General features: G+C 39.1%; 15 protein-coding genes. 4 read left to right on the top strand and 11 right to left on the bottom strand.

Annotated elements, in window-relative coordinates; translation table 11 throughout:
- Positions 1-56: 56 nt before the first annotated feature.
- From T498_RS0103340 to T498_RS0103295, 10 genes are all read right to left on the bottom strand, one after another.
- On the bottom strand, positions 57-1,010 hold the full coding sequence (locus tag T498_RS0103340; RefSeq protein WP_330372192.1) for an ABC transporter permease: 954 nt from the start codon (positions 1,008-1,010) through the stop codon (positions 57-59).
- Positions 1,011-1,013: 3 nt separating this feature from the next.
- Complete coding sequence (locus T498_RS0103335; RefSeq protein ID WP_036977725.1) at positions 1,014-2,147, bottom strand: ABC transporter permease; 1,134 nt, start codon at positions 2,145-2,147, stop codon at positions 1,014-1,016.
- 1 nt (position 2,148) lies between these two features.
- Positions 2,149-3,684: an ABC transporter ATP-binding protein gene (locus tag T498_RS0103330; RefSeq protein WP_028234693.1), complete on the bottom strand. Its 1,536-nt coding sequence runs from the start codon at positions 3,682-3,684 to the stop codon at positions 2,149-2,151.
- 189 nt (positions 3,685-3,873) lie between these two features.
- A complete protein-coding gene (locus tag T498_RS0103325; protein WP_028234692.1) occupies positions 3,874-5,037 on the bottom strand; it encodes a BMP family lipoprotein in 1,164 nt (387 codons plus the stop codon).
- 105 nt (positions 5,038-5,142) lie between these two features.
- Positions 5,143-5,598, bottom strand: coding sequence for a cytidine deaminase (locus tag T498_RS0103320; protein ID WP_028234691.1), 456 nt, complete (start codon positions 5,596-5,598; stop codon positions 5,143-5,145).
- A 1-nt stretch (position 5,599) separates the two neighbouring features.
- A complete protein-coding gene (locus T498_RS0103315) occupies positions 5,600-6,997 on the bottom strand; it encodes a tetratricopeptide repeat protein (protein ID WP_028234690.1) in 1,398 nt (465 codons plus the stop codon).
- Positions 6,998-7,029: 32 nt separating this feature from the next.
- A complete protein-coding gene (locus T498_RS16860; protein ID WP_197019905.1) occupies positions 7,030-7,176 on the bottom strand; it encodes a hypothetical protein in 147 nt (48 codons plus the stop codon).
- A 10-nt stretch (positions 7,177-7,186) separates the two neighbouring features.
- Entirely contained in the window at positions 7,187-8,590 is a 1,404-nt protein-coding gene (locus tag T498_RS0103305) for a DUF342 domain-containing protein (RefSeq protein ID WP_051524567.1), read from the bottom strand.
- A 173-nt stretch (positions 8,591-8,763) separates the two neighbouring features.
- Positions 8,764-9,441 (bottom strand): deoxyribose-phosphate aldolase, encoded by a 678-nt coding sequence (gene deoC / locus T498_RS0103300; RefSeq protein ID WP_028234688.1) that lies wholly within the window; start codon positions 9,439-9,441, stop codon positions 8,764-8,766.
- Positions 9,442-9,572: 131 nt separating this feature from the next.
- Entirely contained in the window at positions 9,573-12,221 is a 2,649-nt protein-coding gene (locus tag T498_RS0103295) for a valine--tRNA ligase (RefSeq protein ID WP_028234687.1), read from the bottom strand.
- Between the two features lie 1,729 nt (positions 12,222-13,950).
- Here T498_RS0103295 and T498_RS16095 point away from each other — a divergent pair.
- Genes T498_RS16095 through T498_RS0103275 form a run of 4 tightly spaced genes read left to right on the top strand, consistent with a single transcriptional unit; the run spans position 13,951 to position 19,700 of the window.
- On the top strand, positions 13,951-14,661 hold the full coding sequence (locus T498_RS16095; RefSeq protein ID WP_051524566.1) for a hypothetical protein: 711 nt from the start codon (positions 13,951-13,953) through the stop codon (positions 14,659-14,661).
- A 13-nt stretch (positions 14,662-14,674) separates the two neighbouring features.
- Positions 14,675-16,345 carry a carbohydrate-binding protein gene (locus T498_RS0103285; protein ID WP_028234686.1) on the top strand — a complete coding sequence of 557 codons (1,671 nt, stop codon included), beginning with the start codon at positions 14,675-14,677 and terminating at the stop codon, positions 16,343-16,345.
- 21 nt (positions 16,346-16,366) lie between these two features.
- Positions 16,367-17,134, top strand: a complete 768-nt coding sequence (locus T498_RS0103280; protein ID WP_028234685.1) for a hypothetical protein — start codon at positions 16,367-16,369, stop codon at positions 17,132-17,134.
- Positions 17,121-19,700 carry a hypothetical protein gene (locus T498_RS0103275; protein WP_028234684.1) on the top strand — a complete coding sequence of 860 codons (2,580 nt, stop codon included), beginning with the start codon at positions 17,121-17,123 and terminating at the stop codon, positions 19,698-19,700. Before T498_RS0103280 ends, T498_RS0103275 begins: the two co-directional genes overlap by 14 nt.
- A gap of 44 nt (positions 19,701-19,744) precedes the next feature.
- Here the strand turns inward: T498_RS0103275 and T498_RS0103270 are convergent, their stop codons facing one another.
- A complete protein-coding gene (locus tag T498_RS0103270) occupies positions 19,745-20,542 on the bottom strand; it encodes a Cof-type HAD-IIB family hydrolase (protein ID WP_028234683.1) in 798 nt (265 codons plus the stop codon).
- Positions 20,543-20,553 lie beyond the last annotated feature (11 nt).

The following is a 20,553-nucleotide window of genomic DNA, read 5'->3' as shown; positions in this document are numbered from 1 at the left end:
ATTGCCGCAGGCAATCTTTTAATATGTGCCTTCTCGTTTGCCTGCGGCGCATTATTTTATCTAGCGCCCTTATCGTAAGGAATACCTTCTGCTTTAGGTGCTCTTGAGTTCTTAGATGTAAATGCAAGAACGATAAGTGAAACGATGTATGGGAACATGTTATATACAGTTCCTGAAATAGGAAGTGCATGTAAGAATCCGATTCCCATGTAAACATTTGAAAGTGATCTAAACAATGCAAATAAAACTGCTGACCATGCAATTCTTTCTGGCTTCCACTGACCAAAAATCATAACTGCAAGAGCAAGGAAACCTGCACCTGCAACACCATAATCGAAATGCCATGTTGAGTTTGCTGCAGCGATATAAATGATACCGCCAAGACCACCAAGGAATCCTGACATCAAAACACCGATATAACGCATCGCATATACGTTGATACCAACTGAATCTGCAGCCTGTGGATGCTCACCGCAAGCTCTGATTCTAAGTGCAAGCTTTGTCTTGTAGAAAAATACTATAGCCGCTACAAGAAGAACTACTGCAACTACAATAAACCAACTAAGCTGAAGACCGCCAATGCTGAACATAAATGCATCATGTCCTGCGATGTAATCAAGCTTTGCAGAGAAATCAGAACCGTTTGAACGAGCTGTGTTAAAGCCCTTTACAATAACTGTAGCTGCTGCTGTAGCAAGCATGTTAACAGCTGTACCAACAAGTGTCTGATCTGCCTTGAAATTGATACAAGCGACAGCAATAAGCAATGATGAAATCATTCCTGAAATAGCTGCTGCAACTAATGTAAGAACAATAATAGTAATCTTAGGTGTACCTGCTGGCAACAATACCATTACCATCGCACCAGCCATGGCACCAAATACCATTATTCCTTCAAGTCCTAAATTGATAATACCGCTTCGCTCTGAAAACATACCGCCCAAAGCTACTAAGATGAGCACAGCTGAAAAAATCAGTGTATATTGGATAAGAAGTAACAATCCAGCCATGAGCTACACCTCCTTCTTTTCAGTTTTCTCTGGCTCAGCATTTGCATTTACTTTAACCTTGCCAGGTCTGTTAATTAATGTCTTAAAGAATAATACAAATCCACATAAGTAGATGATAATTGCAATCATAAGATCAGCAACCTGTGGGTTGTAATAGTTTGTGTTGAGGTACTGACCACCAAGTGTAATGTACTCAACAAATAATCCTGCAAAAATTGTGCCAAGTGGATGAAGACCACCAAGGAATGCAACCGCAATACCTGTGAATCCCATGCCTGGAACAGATGATGAAATCTGGTAATGCTCAATACTTGTAAGATAGTATAAACCAGCTGCCATACCTGAAATAGCACCAGAAATAACAAGTGTAAGGATAATATTTCTCTTTGCATTCATACCTGCATATTTTGCAGCATCCTTATTATGTCCTGTAGCCTTAAGCTCATAACCAAATGTGGTCTTGTTTAAAACAACAAGAATGATAATTGCTACAACAATAGTGATTGGAATAGCAATTGTTGTGTACTGGTTGTTACCGAACACTTCCTTCATAAATCCAGGAAGTAATGCTGATGGATTTGTTGCGAATAAATCAAATGTCTCTGATTTAGTCTGATTCATACATTTTTCGCCACCGATGACGATGTTACAAATGTATAAGCCAATCCAGTTAAGCATGATACCTGCAATAACTTCATTTACGTTAAAGAACGCTTTGAAGAATCCTGCTAAAAGTCCCCAAACTGCACCTGCAACAATTGCTGCAAGAAGGCAAAGGAACCAGTTCCAACCAAGTGCAAGTGATGTGTACAAGCAAGCAATAATACCAACTGTGTACTGACCTGCTGCACCAATATTAAACAAACCTGCTTTGTAAGCAAAAAGAATTGCTTCTGCACAAAGAATAACAGGAACAGCCTTTACTAAGGTAGAACCTAAATAATACATCAATGTGTTAGGGTTATTGCTAAACTTAAAGAAGTTTTTAAGGATAGCCCACATACCTTCTGCTGCATGCTCTGAGTTCATGAACAACAAAATGATGTATCCTAAAATAATACCGAGGATAGCGCACAGGATTGATGCAAGCAATGTCTGCACTCCCGGTCTTTTGAAAAAGCTAGTCTTCTTAATCATCTTATGCTTCCTCCTTATTATCACGTTTTGCACCTGACATGTACAATCCTAATTCCTGAAGTGTTGTCTTCTTTGGATCAACCTCTCCAACGATTTCTCCTTCGTACATAACAAGAATTCTGTCGGAAAGATTCATTACCTCGTCAAGTTCAAGTGAAACTAAGAGGATGGCCTTACCATTGTCTCTCTCTTTAACAATTTCTTTGTGGATGTATTCGATAGCACCTACATCCAAGCCTCTAGTAGGCTGAACTGCGATAAGTAACTCGTGCTCTCTATCCATCTCTCTGGCAACGATTGCTTTTTGCTGGTTACCGCCTGACATAGAACGAACTATTGACTGAGCACCCTGACCTGAACGAACATCGAATGCTTCTGTAAGACGATCAGAATACTTACGCATTTCTTTCTTTTTAATTATTCCGCCGCTCTGGAATGCTGGCTCAAAATATCTTTGAAGAATCATGTTTTCTTCAACTGTATAATCGAGAACCAAACCATGCTTATGTCTATCTTCTGGAATGTGGCTCATTCCATGTGTATTTTTATAACGGATAGATTTCTTAGTGATATCCTCACCACAAAGTGTAATCTTACCACTTGAAATGTCATCTAAACCTGTAAGAGCTCCTACAAATTCTGTCTGACCATTTCCATCGATACCAGCGATACATACAATTTCGCCAGCGCGTACGTTAAATGATACGTTGTGTACTGAATCGTTAGCATGAATCTTACTCTTTACAGACACATTTTCAACCTTAAGTACTTCTTTACCAGGCTTAGCTTCATCCTTATCTACTGCAAACTTAACATTACGTCCAACCATCATTGAAGAAAGCTCTTCCTTAGTGGTGTTTGCAACATCAACAGTACCAATGTACTTTCCTTTTCTAAGGATAGAACATCTATCTGCAACTTCCATAATCTCATTGAGCTTATGAGTGATGAACAAAATAGATTTGCCTTCAGCAGCTAAATCCTTCATGATTTTCATGAGCTCGTCGATTTCCTGAGGTGTAAGTACCGCAGTTGGCTCATCAAAGATGAGGATATCGTTGTCTCTGTAAAGCATCTTAAGAATCTCTACACGCTGCTGCATACCAACAGTGATATCTTCGATAAGAGCATCTGGATCAACCTTAAGATTGTATTTGTTTGAGAGATCCATAACCTTTTTTCTAGCTTCTGCCTTTGTTAAGAATCCCATCTTACTTGGCTCAGAACCAAGAATGATATTATCTAAAACGGTGAAAATATCAACTAACATGAAATGCTGATGAACCATTCCAATTCCCAAATCTGTAGCATCATTTGGGTTGTTGATCTTTACTTCTTTACCATCTTTCTTGATAACTCCCTTCTCAGGAGTGTAAAGACCAAACAATACACTCATCAGTGTGGATTTACCCGCACCATTTTCTCCAAGGAGCGCATGTATTTCTCCCCTTTTTAATTGCAAAGTAATGTCATCATTTGCAATAATACCTGGAAACTCCTTTGTGATATGCAACATCTCAATTACATAATCTTCCATCGCATTAACCCTTTCTAAATTGATTGCCTTAGTGAAATCCTAGACTATCTTTTTTGATATTGTGTCCATTCAGAACAGCAAAATCATAACAATCACAACAACACTTATTATGATTGTTATAATCTTGCTTAATTCCAAAAAAAGGGAAGGAATAAAACCTTCCCTTTCTTAGAATAATCAATTTAAAAACTAGTGGATATTATCAAATTCCTTAACAGTAATTTCTGTCTTAGGCATTGCGTCGATAGAGTTATCAACTGTGATTGTTCCATCATAAAGCTGAGATACAAGTGTGTTGTAATCATCAACTGTGAAGTTTGTCATTGACCATGTTTCTGTTGGAAGCTGTACATAGTTAAGTGCAGGATCTGTACCTGATACGATACCAAGGTTCTCGATCTTACCTGCGTAGTTTGACCAATTACCTGCAAATAAATCTGTAAGTGTTGCATCAACAGTAGCTGAAAGACCCTTCATAGCAGATGTTACGCAAACGCCATCGCCGTAAAGACCATCGATTGTACCTGCCTGATCTACGTCAACACCGATAACCTTACCGTCAACCTTCTTAGCAGCCTCACCAGCTGAAGTGTAGATACCACCGCCGCAAGCGAATACTACTTCTGTACCATTTGAATACCATGTATCCATCTGAGCTGTGATAGCGTCATCACCGTAGAACTGACCACCATATACGTAGTTAACCTGAACATCAGAAGCATTTCCAAGCTCTACTGCTGCATCGTTACATCCCTGAACGAAACCGTAACCGTAACGGATAACAGCTGGAACAGCCATACCGCCAAGGAAACCAAGCTTTGTGTAGCCTTCCTTAACAGCAGCATAACCTGCCATGTAACCAGCTAACTCTTCCTGATATGTGAATGAGCAAACATTTTCTGGAAGCTCTGTCATACCAGCTTCTGTAAAATCACCCTCACCACAGTCAAGAGCGATAATCTTAACATCTGGATTAGCATTTGCAACCTGTGCAATCATTCCTGCGAATAAGTATCCTGGAACAACGATTACATTGTAACCATCTGCAACTGCATTCTGGAATGATGCTGTACGAGCCTCATCAGAATTCTCTGTTGGCTTGTAGTACTGGAAGTCAACATTGTTAGCTTCAGCAAAAGCCTTTGAAGCTTCGTAAGTTGTCTGGTTGAATGACATATCTGTGATATCACCAGAGTCTGTAATCATAGCGATTTTGTACTCGCCTGCTGCATCACCAGAACCCTCATTTGTTGAACCTGACTCATTTGAACCTTCATTAGATGAACCACATCCAACGAACATAGTAGCCACCATTGTAGCTACAAGAAGTACGCTCAATAACTTCTTCTTCATTACTTATATCCTCCTATAAATTCGTTTCTCTTATTGTATAGAAACACCTAACTTTAATTATAGTTTATTTCATCATTTTTTCAAGAAAAATGATACTTCTTAGGACTATTTTATGTTCATATTTTTAGGTCCAAATCCAAGTGGTAAGATTTCTTCTAAAGTTCTCTCAACAATTTGCACATCTGCTTCTGAAATATTGGATAAATTATCTACATTCTTCACATCTGCAAGAATTATCTTGAATGTTTCAGGTTCACAAAATTCATTTAAAACCTGTCTACATACACCACATGGTGCGCAAAGTGGTAAATCTTTAAGATTATCCATACCTCCAACAATTGCTATTGCCTCAAAATCTGTAATTCCTTCACTAACAGCTTTAAAAACAGCAGTACGTTCTGCGCAGTTAGTAGGAGTGTAACCTGCATTTTCTATGTTACAGCCCTTGATAACAGTGCCATCTTTACATAAAAGCGCTGCTCCAACCTTATGGTGTGAATATGGTGTGTATGCCATTTCACGAGCCTCAAGAGCCATTTTTACTAATTCAAAATTTGTCATTTTATTCACCTATTTCTTTTGCATCAAGCTGAGTATCGTCTGCTGCTATGTAGACCTTAGCCTGACGTCCCCATTTATTGCTTGGATACAATTCAACAACTTTATTAAAGCATTCTAATGCCAAATCTGTCTGATCTGTCAATCTGTAGCAATCCCCTAACAGGAAGAGTGCCGCACCATCATCATAAGATTCATCTGAATCAACAACTGTTTTGTAATTGACGATAGCACTTTCATAATTTTCTTCTGCGTAGAAATTATTACCATCATCATAATATCCCTGAAGGATTGTTGGTGAGATTAATTCATACAAGCTATCATAAGCCTGCTGTCCCTGCTCTCCTAAGACATCCTTTGTTACGAGCTGTATGTATTCACTTGCCGCTGCGCTATCCCCTGCGTTGTAAGAATTCTGAGCTGCAAACAGATTATCGTATGAGGTGGCAACATCCTGCTTATCATCAAATGCGCTAAGCTCTTTTTTCAAACCATCAACTTCAGACTGTAGCGAATCCTTTTCAGAATTAGCCTCTGCAAGAGATTCATTAAGAGACAGAATTGTGTTGGTATTGCCATCCTTTACGCTGTCTCTAACAGTTGGAACAACAAGGAAGAAACAAATAAGCAGACCGATAACTAAACCAAGCAATATGTTTACAAAGCTTGCACGGGAATTATCCAACATGCTTCTAAATGACTTTTCAGACATGATAACTGTATCATTGCCATCAGCAAAAGACACCGTATCATTCTTATGTCTTCTTCGACCTGTGTTCTGCTCTTTTAATCGAGCTTTTACTTCATGGATATATCTAATGGTAGTTGTGTTGTTACCATCGATTTTAGAAGCTTGCGAAAGTATCTTTCTCGCATCAGCGTATTTGCCCTCCTGGATATATAAAAGAGCAAGGAGCTGATGAGCCCTAACAAAATTAGGGTTCTGCGTAATGACCTTTTTCAATTGAATCATTGCTAAGTCCTTACTTCCAGACTTGCAATAATCAATGGCCTGATTATATTTCTTTATAGTAGAATTTGTCTTAGAAAGAAGGCCTGGGGCATTTTCAATCTCAGCCAAATATCTATCAGCATCAGGGTTGTCTTCCGGCTGCAGATTTTTAGACAAAACCCACTCATTTAATGCGCGAACCATCTCACCTACCTGGTAATAGCATAAACCAAGCAAGTTTCTTGCTCTCGTATTATATTTGTAGTATTGAAGTGAGGATTTAAGTGATTCGATAGCACCTGATAAATCCTTGACCTTAGCTTTTTCCAAGCCCTGATTATAGAACACATAAGAAGTGTATATTATTTGTTTGTATAACAAAATATCAGCACCGCAGTTATAGCATACCTTGCTATTTCCAACATCGGCGCCACACATAAAGCATTGCATGTATTTATTCTCCACTTTTTTACATAGATAAATTACTTATTCGTACCATTGTTTTGAGCAGTCATATTAAACAATAAGTCTGTCAAATCTGTTAAATCTCTAGCTTTTATATCCGCTTCTGCCTGTTCTACCTCAATTGCAGGCTCGTATTTCTTTAATTCTTCTTCAAAATCTATCATCGTTCACCCTTCAACCCTTGTTGATTTTAACCAAACGTATTCCTTCTTCGCTCTTTTCTATCTCAACATTATCATGACTTTCAGTAATTGCAACATGATGATCGTCGACAGATATATTACATCCAGCGTGCATACGTCTGTACACTTTTATAGTAGCATCTTTTCCTGAAAGAATCACTTCTTTCATTCTGTTCAGCTTTTTTGTCTCCTCTAAAACAACAGCTTCATCTCTTATTCTGACTCTAAGAAGCTGCATACGTCTTGGATCTTCCTTGTAATTAATACCGCGCTCTTCACCAAGTTTATCAAACTCTTCGATACCTTTTTTAATCTTTTCAACATTAGAATTAATCGCAGCTATCTTCTTTGCAAGAATCTCATACTGAGCTGCTCTTTCAATATCTACTCCGACTGCAACTGTAGTAATTGTTCCAAAGGAATTTCCAATATCATTTACTTCGATTCCCTGAACCGCAGAAACAAATCCGCCTATAATAGACGCATTATTTCCATTAAGTTCAAGCTTACCATCGCAAGATATTTTACTCTTAAACAAGTAATCTGCTGTTATGTTACCAGAGCATGTTATGATTGCATACTCCACAAATTGCGCAGTGATAGAACCTCTGCACTCGATGATTGTCTTTTCATTGCCCTTTACTCCAGAAAGCAGGAACAAATCCTTACCAGTTCGAATATCGCAATCCTCAATCAATCCATGTATGATTACATTTCCGGCAGCATCAATAACAGCACCGTCATGAACGCCGCCATGAACAATAACATCACCATTAAACTTGATGTTACCTGTCTCAATACCAACATCTCCCTGAACCTCATGAACAGGCGAGATATTAATCTTTCCCTGATTAACTTCAATTTTACCTGTAACCTTGGCAGTGTAAGTGAGATTATCACTAGATCTATCAAAACCTCGGCCAATTAGAGGTGGTAAATCTCTAACTGGCTTAGGTTCAAGAATCTGGCCTCTGACCGACATACCTCTACTGCCCTGTATAGCTGGGTGATATGTAGCAATCACATCACCCTCCTGAACTGTCTCAATTGTCTTGATACTCATGTAGTCAGCAGTTCCATCAGGACGAATAGTTGGTTTTCTATTGAAATTAGTATCAAAGTGATATTCAAAATATCCAGGGGTGCCCTGCACCTGAGCAGTGCCTTCGGCAACCTTTATCGCTCTACCATAAACAGGGTTATTCGCAAGCCTAGCTAGCGCATCTTGATCAATACCAAAAGTAACATTGGCGCTATTTAAGAACCCAAGCAACTGAGCAGCAGTAAACTTGGGTACATCATTCTTCCCATCCGGAATCTTAAAAGTCAAAGTTGCTTCTAATCCGTCAGATGAGACTTGTACTTTTGGTGCTAATGCGCTAATTGGCTGAGCCATAAGTCCCCCGTAAACAAACAATAATCTTTAGATTTCTATTTCATAAGGCATATAGAAATCTAATCTAATTATAGTTTCTTACGTTTAATTTGTCATGAAATTTTAGTTTTTTATTTAATTTTTCATTAAATTTTCACAATAGTTACATCGGTTTCAGTAAATATAGCAAAATTCTAGTACTTTCCGTCGTTTGGAAGTCCCTTTACAGCCTTTACAACACGGCTAGTACCAAGACGGCTAGCACCAAGGTCGATAAACTTCTGAGCATCATCAAGTGAAGCGATTCCGCCTGCAGCCTTGATAAGCTTTCCGTTTGTCATATGGTCTGCCATAAGCTTGATATCATCAAATGTAGCTCCGCCTGTAGAGAAGCCTGTAGATGTCTTGATGTAATCAGCATCTGACTTTGAAACTACTTCGCACATCTTAATCTTCTCTTCATCTGTAAGAAGGCAACACTCAATAATTACCTTAAGAAGCTTGCCCTTGCAAGCAGCCTTGATTGCATTAATTTCAGCAAGAACATCATCGTAACGTCCTTCCTTAACCCAACCTACATTGATAACCATATCTACTTCCTCTGCGCCGTTATCTACAGCATCGCTTGCCATAAAGCACTTAGAAGCTGTTGTAGCATAACCATTTGGGAAACCAATTACTGTACAGATTGGAAGATGTCCGCCCTGCTCCTTAACATACTCTGCAGCCTGCTTTACAAAGCTTGCTGGAATACAAACTGAAGCAGTCTCATACTTCATACCATCATCTACGATTCCCTTAATGTCATTCCATGTTGCGTCAACCCCAAGTAAAGTGTGATCGCATTTGCTTAAAATATTCTTAATATCCATATTACGTATCCTCCTGTACCCTCATCCGCCCCTTCGGGGCACCTTCCCCCAGAGGGGGAAGGCAAACTCTAGGCTTCCCCCTCTGGGGGAAGCTGTCACCGCAGGTGACTGATGAGGGCTATCTTTATTAATTATTTCATTGAAGCTAAACGAGCCTCAACCTGTGCCATCATAGCCTCATATTTTGCGAGCTTTTCACGCTCTTCGGCAACCTTTGCCTCTGGTGCCTTGCTCATGAACTTCTCGTTTGAGAGCATGCCACGTGAACGAGCAAGCTCCTTCTCTAGCTTTTCTTTTTCTTTTGTGAGTCGCTCTTTTTCCTTCTCGAAATCTACGAGATCTTCAAGTGGAACAAAGAGTGTTGCATCAGGGATAACAGCTGAAACTGCGTCATCTCCGATACCAAGCTTGTCAGCCTGTACGATTACATCTGTTGCACCAGCAAGAGTCTTAAAGATTGGTGTAATCTCTTCGAATGTTGCTCTTACATCTGCATCCTCTGCAACGATGTGGATAGCTGCCTTCTTTGAAGGTGGAACATCCATATCTGTACGAAGCTGTCTCATGCCACGAACTACATCTTTGGCACGCTCTACCTTTGCTTCCTCCACTTTATAGTTCTTTGCCTCATCATACTCAGGCCAAGCTGAAAGCATGATTGTCTCCTCTTCGCTCTGAAGTGTGCAGAAGATTTCTTCTGTGATGAATGGCATGAATGGATGAAGCATCTTAAGGGCATTTGTAAGTGCAAACTTAGCTGTCCAAAGTGCTGCATTCTTGCTAGCTGTATACTCTTCTGAGTACATTCTTGGCTTTACAATCTCGATATACCAGTCGCAGAACTGATCCCAAATAAAATCATATACCTTCTGAACTGCAATACCAAGCTCATATTTATTCATATTTTCAGTAACATCTTTAGCTAAAGTGTTAACTGCAGAAATAATCCACTTATCCTCTGTTGCAAGGTCTGCCTCTGCTGGCTCTGTAACCTCATTATCTGCAAGGTTCATCATGATGAAACGTGATGCATTCCAAACCTTGTTTGCAAAGTTACGGCTATTCTCAACACGCTCATTGTAGAAACGCATATCGTTACCAGGTGCATTACCTGTGATAAGTGTAAGACGAAGTGCATCTGCACCATAGTTATCAATAATCTCAAGTGGATCGATACCATTTCCAAGTGACTTAGACATCTTGCGGCCCTGAGAATCACGAACGAGACCGTGGATAAGTACTGTGTGGAATGGTGACTTTCCTGTGTGAGCATATCCTGAGAATACCATTCTGATTACCCAGAAGAAGATGATATCGTATCCAGTAACAAGTACGTCTGTTGGATAGAAGTAATCAAGCTCCTCTGTGTTCTCTGGCCAACCAAGTGTTGAGAATGGCCAAAGTGCTGATGAGAACCATGTATCAAGTGTATCCTCATCCTGCTTCATGTGTGTGTGACCGCACTTAGGGCAAACTGTTGGAGCATCTGCTGAACGAGCAACAACTGTCTCACCACACTTCTCGCAGTAGTATGCAGGAATTCTGTGTCCCCACCAAAGCTGACGTGAAATACACCAATCACGGATGTTCTCAAGCCAGTGTAAATATGTCTTATCGTAGTTCTTAGGAACGAACTGAAGCTCACCTGTCTTGATAGCCTCGATAGCTGGCTTCGCAAGCTCTTCCATAGCAACGAACCACTGTGGCTTAACCATAGGCTCTACAGTAGTCTTACATCTATCATGTGTACCAACGTTGTGAGTGTGCTCCTCAATCTTAACGAGAAGTCCCATCTCATCCATCTTCTTAACGATGATTTCACGAGCCTCATATCTATCCATGCCCTCAAACTCGCCACCGTTTGAATTAATAGTAGCGTCGTCATTAAGAACATTGATTACAGGAAGGTTATGTCTCTTACCTACCTCGAAATCGTTAGGGTCATGAGCTGGTGTAATCTTAACAACACCAGTACCAAATTCCATATCTACATATTCATCAGCAACAACTGGAATCTCACGATTTACAAATGGAAGCATTACAGTCTTTCCGATGATGTCCTGGTATCTCTCATCCTTAGGATTTACAGCAACAGCTGTATCACCAAGCATTGTCTCTGGACGAGTAGTTGCGAAAGTAACGAAGCGACCTGGCTCGCCAACAATTTCGTACTTCATGTGCCAGAAATGTCCTGCCTGCTCCTCATGCTCAACCTCTGCATCAGAGATAGATGTCTGACAAACTGGGCACCAGTTGATGATACGGTTACCCTTGTAGATATAACCCTCATTGAAAAGCTTTACGAATACTTCCTCAACAGCCTTAGAGCAGCCTTCATCCATTGTGAATCTCTCGCGTTCCCAGTCAGCTGAAGAACCCATTTTCTTAAGCTGGTTGATGATACGTGTGCCGTATTCATCCTTCCACTCCCAGCACTTTTCAAGGAAGCCTTCACGACCAAGGTCATCCTTTTCGATGCCCTGCTTCTTAAGGTGCTCGATAACCTTTACCTCTGTAGCAATAGCTGCATGGTCTGTACCTGGCTGCCAAAGAGCTGAGTAGCCCTGCATTCTCTTATATCTGATAAGAATATCCTGCATTGTGTTATCAAGTGCGTGGCCCATGTGAAGCTGACCAGTGATATTTGGTGGTGGCATCACAATAGTAAATGGCTTCTTGCTGCGGTCCACCTCAGCGTGGAAATAGCCATTCTCCTCCCACTTTTTATAGAGTCTGTCTTCAAGACCCTTAGGATCATAAGTCTTTGCTAATTCTTTCATCCTCGTTTCCTTTCTAAACTGCACGTTGTGGCTCGCTTGTTACGTTCACAATCCTGAGAAATTGCACCGCTTCGCATAGAAAACTCCGCTTATGCAACACTCAGAGATTGTTTAACTACAAGCTATTTATAAGCTTTGAAATAACCGAGCCAGTAAGCATCAAGCTCTTAGGTTTCTCACGCGAAGCATTCTACGCTGAGCGGAGAAACTCTAAGGCTTGTAGCTGTAACTGGCGTAGGCTTCCACGAACAAAAAAAGCCCTGTGTACGGCAAATTGCTGTACACAGGGCGCCATATACGATACGGTCGCGTTACCACCTGCATTTATATCTCATCTTATTCCTTACGGGAACGACTCGGATGGCTTATCCATCTGGACGACCGGCGCCGAGATGCTTTATTCACCACCTGCTCCGAAGCTACCTTCGTCAGCTCAGCTCCTAGGTCACCTTTCAGCCGGTGAGCGACCCTCTCTACAGGACGACACTGATTACTCCTCTTCATCATCGCATTTAAACTCTTCTTATAATAGAAAAATATTTTTCTATTGTCAAGGTGCCACTCATTAAAGAGCTGGCGTTACCATTCACAGTTGCCATACATTTATGACGCCCTCACCCCAGCTGTGGCCTCCAGTATACACATGGCGCATTGCAAGAATATTGCGTTTTTCTAATGGGCCATTTATGCATCTTTATTTACATGTGTCTTTTGCAGGCCTGTACAATTTTGAAAAAGGTTTTTGGTTGGCGGACACACGGCATAGTGTAATTTGTACTTCTCAGACTGAGGGGAACTTGGTTGATTTTGGAGTGAGCTTAGTAACATAAAAGCAGGTTTTGCAATATATAAGCATGCGCTGCCATGGACGGCAGCGCAAGTGGTCACTTAAAACACGATGTTGAATGTGCCACGGTGATTATATATGCAAAACCTGCTTTGTCATGTTACTTAGCAAGCGGAATATGAAACCAAGTCCCCTCAGCCTGAGAAGTACATAAAAAACTTCAGTGTCCGCCACATAAAAAACATTTTTCAAAATGGTTCATTCCGCAACAAGACACATGTGCAATGCATAAATTTGGCCCATAAGAAAAGCAACAATATTCGCAAAATCACGCCATGTGTATACTGGAGGCCACAGCTGGGGTGAGGGCGCCCCTCCAAAATAAACTGTGAATGGTAAAGAGCTGGTTGGTTATTCGTAGTATCACTTTTAACGCATATTCAAAAGTGATACTGCATTTTCAATAAATCAGCATACTATTTCAATTTTCGAGTATCACTTTTTATCCTATTTTAAAAGTGATACTCATTAGTGCCTCTATGATGGCAATTCTCTTCTGTTTCAAGTATCACTTTTCTAAAATCCCTCAATAGTGATACTCAAAAAATGATTTCTCTTGCATATAGACTCATTTTCCAGTATCACTTTAAAAATAAGGTCAAAAGTGATACTTCAAAATCAAGCCCAAGGTAATAGAGTTCCTACCGCCGAGCAAACCGTTATAAAACACATTTAAAAATAAATTAAATTTCTACTTGTAATTTTCCAAATCCTATGTTATATTATCGCTCGTATCATTTTTTAATTCTTTCAGGCTAATCGCCTAAGATTCCATTTTTATTATTAAAAGTGTAAATATTGCACTGAAGGGAGTGAGTAGAAAACATATTAAATGAAGACAAGTGTGTAATTTTAAAAAAACAAATTAAAAAACTTAATAAGATGTATCGTTCACTACCAGAAGGATATATCTCGATTGGGCATCAAGGAAATACAAGTAAGTGGTTTCATTACGTAAATAATCAACGACATTATTTAAAGAAAAAAGATTTTAAGCTGGCGCAACAGCTAGCCCTAAAGAAATACTTATATTTAAAGCTGAAGGTTCTCAATGGTACTTTAAAGAATCTTGAAAACAACAATAACAGAATACAAGTATATCAAGACCGATTAAATGACTTACTAAATGATCAAGCCTATCTAGAACTATTATCAAATCATTTTTCATTAAGCAATTCAGAGGCATCCATTTGGATGAATTCCCCTTATCCCAGGAACAATAGCCATCCAGAAAAATTAACACATCCCACTATTAACGGCCTATTAGTTAGGTCTAAATCAGAATCAATGATTGCTATTGCTTTAACAGATAATCATATTCCCTTTCGCTATGAGAATATACTGCAGCTTAACGGCAAAGACTATGCGCCAGATTTCACAATCATGCATCCCTTAACTAATAAAATTTATTACTGGGAGCATTTTGGAATGATGGATAACAGTGACTACTGTGATGATTTTTCTAATAAAATAAAAGTATATTCCAGCAACGGAATTATTCTTGGAGATAATCTTATTGCTTCATTCGAATCAAAAGCATCACCTCTGAATTACCAAACAATCAACAATTTAATTAAACAGTATTTTGAATAAGGAGAACTTTTATATGAAGAAGAAAAGAACTAATCCAAGGGAGGAGTCTACCCTTTTACAAGAAATTATCCAAACCTATAGGTATCCTGACGGCACGTTAAATGGAGTTGCGGTATTTATTTCTACGCTTGCTTTAGTGCTTTTGCTTATACTAGGACATTTTATGATTCTAGGAATAAAAAACATAAGAAGCTTGAATTCAGTTTCTGCTTCCGAGCTCACTTTAAATGAAATCGAAGAATATATCACAGATTCATATTTGGATGCTGTTGATGAATATACAGATGGCGACATATCTCATGAGGCTGCCAAAAGAAAGATTCTAAATCATATTGCTGAATATCTTGATTCCTCTTCAGCATTTACAGATGATCAAAAAGCCGAACTGTTAGAGGTTATTGCTGAGTATGTTGATGGAATGAATCTGGATGAATATAAAACTGCAACAAACAAATCTATCCAGGATATCAACTCATCTTTTGCTGAATACGTAAAGCAAAACGCACTTACTTTAGATGTAATAACTCAAATGCTCCAGAGTGAAATTGATGCTAATAATAATTACACAAAGGAAGAGCTTGATTCATTAAAGAAGCTTCACTCAGATTTGGTTAACACAGAGCTTGATCATTTCAACAAAGTAAACGAAATGATTAGCGATACACAGGCAGATATAAATAATAATTATAATTCTTTCATCACTAAAATATATGGTGGTGTCACAGAGTGGTCAGCAGATAAGCAATATCAAATCAATGATTTTGTTCTTTACAATAATACATTCTACAAGAATCTCACCGGCAATAATTCAGCTACAACCCCAAATGTAGATACAACAAATTGGCAGGAAGTTTCCATTACCACTGTAATTAATAATAATTACAATACATTTTTATCAGTGACTGGCGCTTCAGATTGGCAGCCAGGAAAGACATACAATCCTGGAGAATATGTTATCTACAAAAACATTATTTATAAATGTATTGAAGCCTCTACTGGAGATGAGCCTGATAGCAACGCAAAGCATTGGGAGCCACTTACTTTGACAGGGCTTATCGATTTCAACTATCAGACGTTCATAAATACAGTCGGTGCAAAAGAGTATGATGAGTCAGCTTCATATCAGGCTGGAGATTATGTAATCAAAGACGGCGAATTGTATCGTGCCACAGATTCTACATCAGGTGCTTTTGACGGCTCGAAATGGGAGAAAACATCTATCACAGCCAACATAGATGCACTTGCAAAAGGCCTTGATGAATTAGCTTTAAAAAGCTCAGCCGACTTAGAAACAGTTAACAGCAATCTGACAGATATCATAAATAAAAATAAATCTCTTACAGATGCTCAGCGTGAAGAAATGCTTAAGGTAATCAACGATAACGCAGATGCATCATCTCAGGGATTATCGAATCTCTATGACCAACTCACCGAGATTATCAATTCCAACGAAACAAACAATGCTAACGAGCGTGAGAAATTGCTTTCAGAAATTACTTCACTTCAGGATAACACCGCTTCACATTTTGATGATTACGAGCAGCGTGTTAAGGCTCTTGAGAATAAGTCAAAAGCTACTACTGCTCCAACTGTAAATAAATCAGGTGAAAATGCTGAGTTTGATTTTGGCTACAAAAACGGAGTTTATGGCTATTGGATTAGCAACTCATTCTATCCATTCTAATTTTTTCAAAAGGAGACAAACATGAATTTCAAAAAGATTTTACCACTTATACTAACATCATCTTTTATCGTTTCAATGATACCAGCCACCGCTGCTAGAGCCGAGGAAGCTGATGAACAGACTGATGCAGAAATCGTAGAGACGATTGATTACGATAATGCTACTGAGGTGGCTATTGAAGAATATGTATACTGGGAAATGGAATTAGAAAACAGTACCTTAAGCGGCTATACCCAAATGGAGTACGGCTGTTTACTTGAATCAGATTCCGACACTTCCACCAAAGAACTTCTTAACAATATTTCTGAAGAAGAAACTCATGATAGAGTTCTATCCATTCTTGATGAATTAGAGCTACCGGAAAAATGCCCTTCAGACATATTCATTTCCTACTATGTTCAAAAGGATGGTTCCATAACTGATGTTACCTGCGAATACACTGAATCCGATTCTGATGAAGAAGATTTGGAAAATCCGGAGTTAGAAAAAGAATTAAAAGAGCCAGAAGCATTAGATTCACTTGAAGAAAAAGCAGATGCAACAGATGAGAACCTCGAGTCAGCAGATTCACAGGATACTTCTGATGAATCTGATAAAACTGATGAAACCGGTGAATCTAAAGAATCAAAAGAAGCTAGCGAAGATGCTAAAAATGAAGAAGATAATACATCTGAAGATTCCAAGCCAGATGATTCTTCAAGCATTCCAGAATCCAGCTCAGAATTCGACAGCGAAACTTCCTCGTATACAGAAGAATCAATAGAAAGGACCTCTAATGAAATCGATTAAAAACAGATTGAGAATATTTGCCTCAGTATTCCTCATTTCAGCCATTGTAATTTCTTATATTTTGCAAACTACAATTACTGCAAATGCTGCAGACTCTGCCTTCACTTTAGAGGACGAATCCTTTATTCCTTCAAGATCATTTTACCCTTATTACATTTCAATTTATTCCAGCTGCAAAAGCGATTTGATTAAAGGAATGTGGGAACGAATTCTATTTGAAGAGAATAATTTTAATTCGTATAACAACAAAGGAATGTACAGTTCCTGGGCCAGCGAATACTATGCAGGAGCTGACACAAATTACATTTCAACAAAGGGTGCCAGTGTTTCATGGCAGAATATCAACTTCTCAACTAACACTGGCGATTTCGATATATTCCTAGGCAATTCCCTAGAGGCCAATCCTGAAATGCTTGGCGAAATCTTAGGCTTAAAGGGATATACTGCCGTTTCATCAAAAACAGGTCAGTATTCTCAAGCATCGCTTTTAGACACATATAGAAAGATTATCTATAACAAGCTGGCAAATCCTGCTTCATTTAAGGGCTTTGCCCAATCAATGGTCAGATTAACTAAAGATGGAAAGTACCTAAATGACGGTGCGTTAAAATCGGCATCATACAATGGTAAATCATTTGATTATTGGATGTTGTGTACGTTGGCAGCATTCTATGAGGGTGACGGTAGCGAAACTTATCTTTCTCCTACTCAGGTAACTTGGCTTGAGGGCTACACAAATGTCCTATTAAATGAATATATCAATTCAAGAGCAAATGCTTTTAACGGGACAAGTTGGGTGCCTGCTGGTACATCCTTAGCAGGAAAATATCAGCCTATATACAACCTCATCGCAAGAAGCTCCGCTGGCGTAAACAACAATTCAAAGAACAAAGAATTCTTCAACTATGTTGTCGCATCCGGTAAAGGTGCAGGCGCGTGGCTCAATAAGCACAATTCAATTAATATTGCAAACTTAAATAATGTAGATGATATTGTAAGTCTTTTCACTTTTTCTGATGGCTGGTGTGGTGGTCTTTGTGCTAGCGCAAATTGCTATTCTCACACTGCCAGCTGCCACAGTAAAGACAATTGTAAAAGACTTGCTACCGCCAACGACATAATTGCTGTACAGCTTCACAGAAACTCTGTGGCCGATGGTTTTATAAAAAGCAACACTAAGCTTTTGTCTGTCTACGGTGCAAACGGAGATACTCCATCCTCTTGGCAGTATCGTCATAAAATCAAGCATACCCAGCTTGCCAACAATTCCAACTCCATTTTAAAAGCCATTGATGCCGCAAACGGTAATGTGGCCAGCGGTGAGCTTGAAGATATGGATGGCGGTCAGGAATGGATTAACCTACACTCCACTGCAGTTATCGACCTGTCTAAGGTATTGGCCAATTCCAATTCACCACAGTCAGTCACTATCACATTCTGGTATACTGACGGAACAAATAACAATAATACCGAAAAGGATTACGACAATACCACAAAGTGGGAAGCATCTAGCAACAACGTAACAATCGTTAATCGAAAGTATCTTGATTACACTGGAGTTAGTTCTGAGGATGTGTCCGAGGGCAACAAATACCAAACAGATTTTGGCGAAGGCTATCCAGCCATGTATGCAGGAAATGAGAATCCAGCCACCTGGTACAAGGATCCTGAAAAATCCAACTTTACATACACCGGATATAGATATAAATCCTATGAATTTGATATAAGCAATCTATCTGAATCGGAATTGCGAAATGGATGGATTAAAGTAACTAACTGTAGCCAAATCCACGGTACCAGAGGCGATGAGTATGGCGGCACTGGCCCTATGCATATTGTAACTGTGGCAGATAAGATAAATGATTGTGACATCAATGGACATAAGTGGATTGTAAAGAATAATTCTGATGTTGTTTGGGCAAAGGATTATTCAAAAGTTAGCATTATGTATACTTGTGATAAAAAGGTATCCGAGAAACAGCAATACGTGGCGCAAACCACATCTAAGAAAAGTGCTGATGGAAAATATATCACTTATACAGCAAAAGGTATCGACGGAAAGACTTATACAAGAGTTGTTAACTCAACCGCTGGTGCTGCTGGCGTGACAAAAACAATCAATATATCTACAAATAATGTAAATGGCACCAGCCCTACAGATTATGATAAGAGTAGCAGTGTTGTGTGGCCGGGCGGTTCCAAATCTACCACCATCTACACTCAGTCCACTTCTCGAATCAATTTCACTATTCAAAATCAAATTCCAGCAGGAACTCAAAAAGTACAATTCTATTATTATGCATCAGAAAATTTAAGGGAGTTAAATATAGAAGTTCTAAGCAATGGAAAGATTATTGGACAAGGTGGATTGAACAAACCAAGTACATTCGATTCTAAAAATGGTATTGTGACTATCCCTCTAATTCAGACTACAGATGAGGATTTAAACAACTGCTATGTAAGAATCTCTGGAGAATCTCACACTCAGCATGTGGTGCCGTCAAGTACCACACCATCCACATCAATTTCCACTATCGGAATAACTAAAATGGTGCTGTACTTCTAAAAAATAAGCCTGAAGTTTTGATTAGCAAAACTCCAGGCTTTTTATTATATTAATCCGAAATGTTTTAATCCTTTGTAAATTCCATCATCATCAAAGGCTGCTGTAACATAATCCGCTGCAGCTTTTGCATTGTCTGTACCATTGCCCATAGCAATACCAACATGGGCAGCTTCAAGCATGTCAAGATCGTTTTCGCTGTCTCCAAATGCATAAGTATTATCAGGATTGATTCCAACAAGCTCGCAAGCTTTTAACATTCCTGTAGCCTTATTGTGACCAGCAGGTACCAACTCACAAACATTCTCATTATGAGCAATGATAGAAAAATGTTTTGAAAGTCTATCAAAGCATTCTATCCTTTTATCTGCTGCAACATCTGTAGAACAAGACATTTTGTTAATGCGCCATTTGCCATAATAATCTCCGCCGATTGTAACAAGATCCTTGCCTACATCTCTGCGAAGAACATTTCCAAAGCTATCTGTTTTATCAAACTCATCATCATCCATGTATATATTTTTAGGGCCTTCCAAAATAGGTCTAAAGCCATAGCTTCTAACCATCTCTATAGTCTTTTGCGTGAAAGACTCATCAAGGACCTTTTCATATAATAGCTTTCCATCAATTTCGATATGACATCCGCAGGCACAAACTATTCCATCAAAACCAAGGCTAAGTAAATCCTCATTCTGAATAAATGCTCTCGATCTGCCACTGCAGATAAATGCTAAATGACCATTTTCTCTAAGCTTTTTAATCCCCTCTCTGCAACTGTCTGGAATGTAATTATTGTAATCCCAGAGTGTACCATCTATATCAAAAAATACTGCTGACTTTTCCATTAAATACCTTT

Origin of the sequence: Pseudobutyrivibrio sp. MD2005 (genome assembly GCF_000621865.1) — a bacterium.
Taxonomy (GTDB): domain Bacteria; phylum Bacillota; class Clostridia; order Lachnospirales; family Lachnospiraceae; genus Pseudobutyrivibrio.
The sequence above is the reverse complement of the archived record's forward strand: the minus strand, read 5'-3'. Positions and strand labels throughout refer to the sequence as shown.

Bases quoted from the DNA above. Each gene is read 5' to 3' on its own strand.
- T498_RS0103340 (WP_330372192.1), bottom strand. From the start codon at position 1,010: ATGGCTGGATTGTTACTTCTTATCCAATATACACTGATTTTTTCAGCT.
- T498_RS0103335 (WP_036977725.1), bottom strand. From the start codon at position 2,147: ATGATTAAGAAGACTAGCTTTTTCAAAAGACCGGGAGTGCAGACATTG.
- T498_RS0103330 (WP_028234693.1), bottom strand. From the start codon at position 3,684: ATGGAAGATTATGTAATTGAGATGTTGCATATCACAAAGGAGTTTCCA.
- T498_RS0103325 (WP_028234692.1), bottom strand. From the start codon at position 5,037: ATGAAGAAGAAGTTATTGAGCGTACTTCTTGTAGCTACAATGGTGGCT.
- T498_RS0103320 (WP_028234691.1), bottom strand. From the start codon at position 5,598: ATGACAAATTTTGAATTAGTAAAAATGGCTCTTGAGGCTCGTGAAATG.
- T498_RS0103315 (WP_028234690.1), bottom strand. From the start codon at position 6,997: ATGCAATGCTTTATGTGTGGCGCCGATGTTGGAAATAGCAAGGTATGC.
- T498_RS16860 (WP_197019905.1), bottom strand. From the start codon at position 7,176: ATGATAGATTTTGAAGAAGAATTAAAGAAATACGAGCCTGCAATTGAG.
- T498_RS0103305 (WP_051524567.1), bottom strand. From the start codon at position 8,590: ATGGCTCAGCCAATTAGCGCATTAGCACCAAAAGTACAAGTCTCATCT.
- deoC (WP_028234688.1), bottom strand. From the start codon at position 9,441: ATGGATATTAAGAATATTTTAAGCAAATGCGATCACACTTTACTTGGG.
- T498_RS0103295 (WP_028234687.1), bottom strand. From the start codon at position 12,221: ATGAAAGAATTAGCAAAGACTTATGATCCTAAGGGTCTTGAAGACAGA.
- T498_RS16095 (WP_051524566.1), top strand. From the start codon at position 13,951: ATGTATCGTTCACTACCAGAAGGATATATCTCGATTGGGCATCAAGGA.
- T498_RS0103285 (WP_028234686.1), top strand. From the start codon at position 14,675: ATGAAGAAGAAAAGAACTAATCCAAGGGAGGAGTCTACCCTTTTACAA.
- T498_RS0103280 (WP_028234685.1), top strand. From the start codon at position 16,367: ATGAATTTCAAAAAGATTTTACCACTTATACTAACATCATCTTTTATC.
- T498_RS0103275 (WP_028234684.1), top strand. From the start codon at position 17,121: ATGAAATCGATTAAAAACAGATTGAGAATATTTGCCTCAGTATTCCTC.
- T498_RS0103270 (WP_028234683.1), bottom strand. From the start codon at position 20,542: ATGGAAAAGTCAGCAGTATTTTTTGATATAGATGGTACACTCTGGGAT.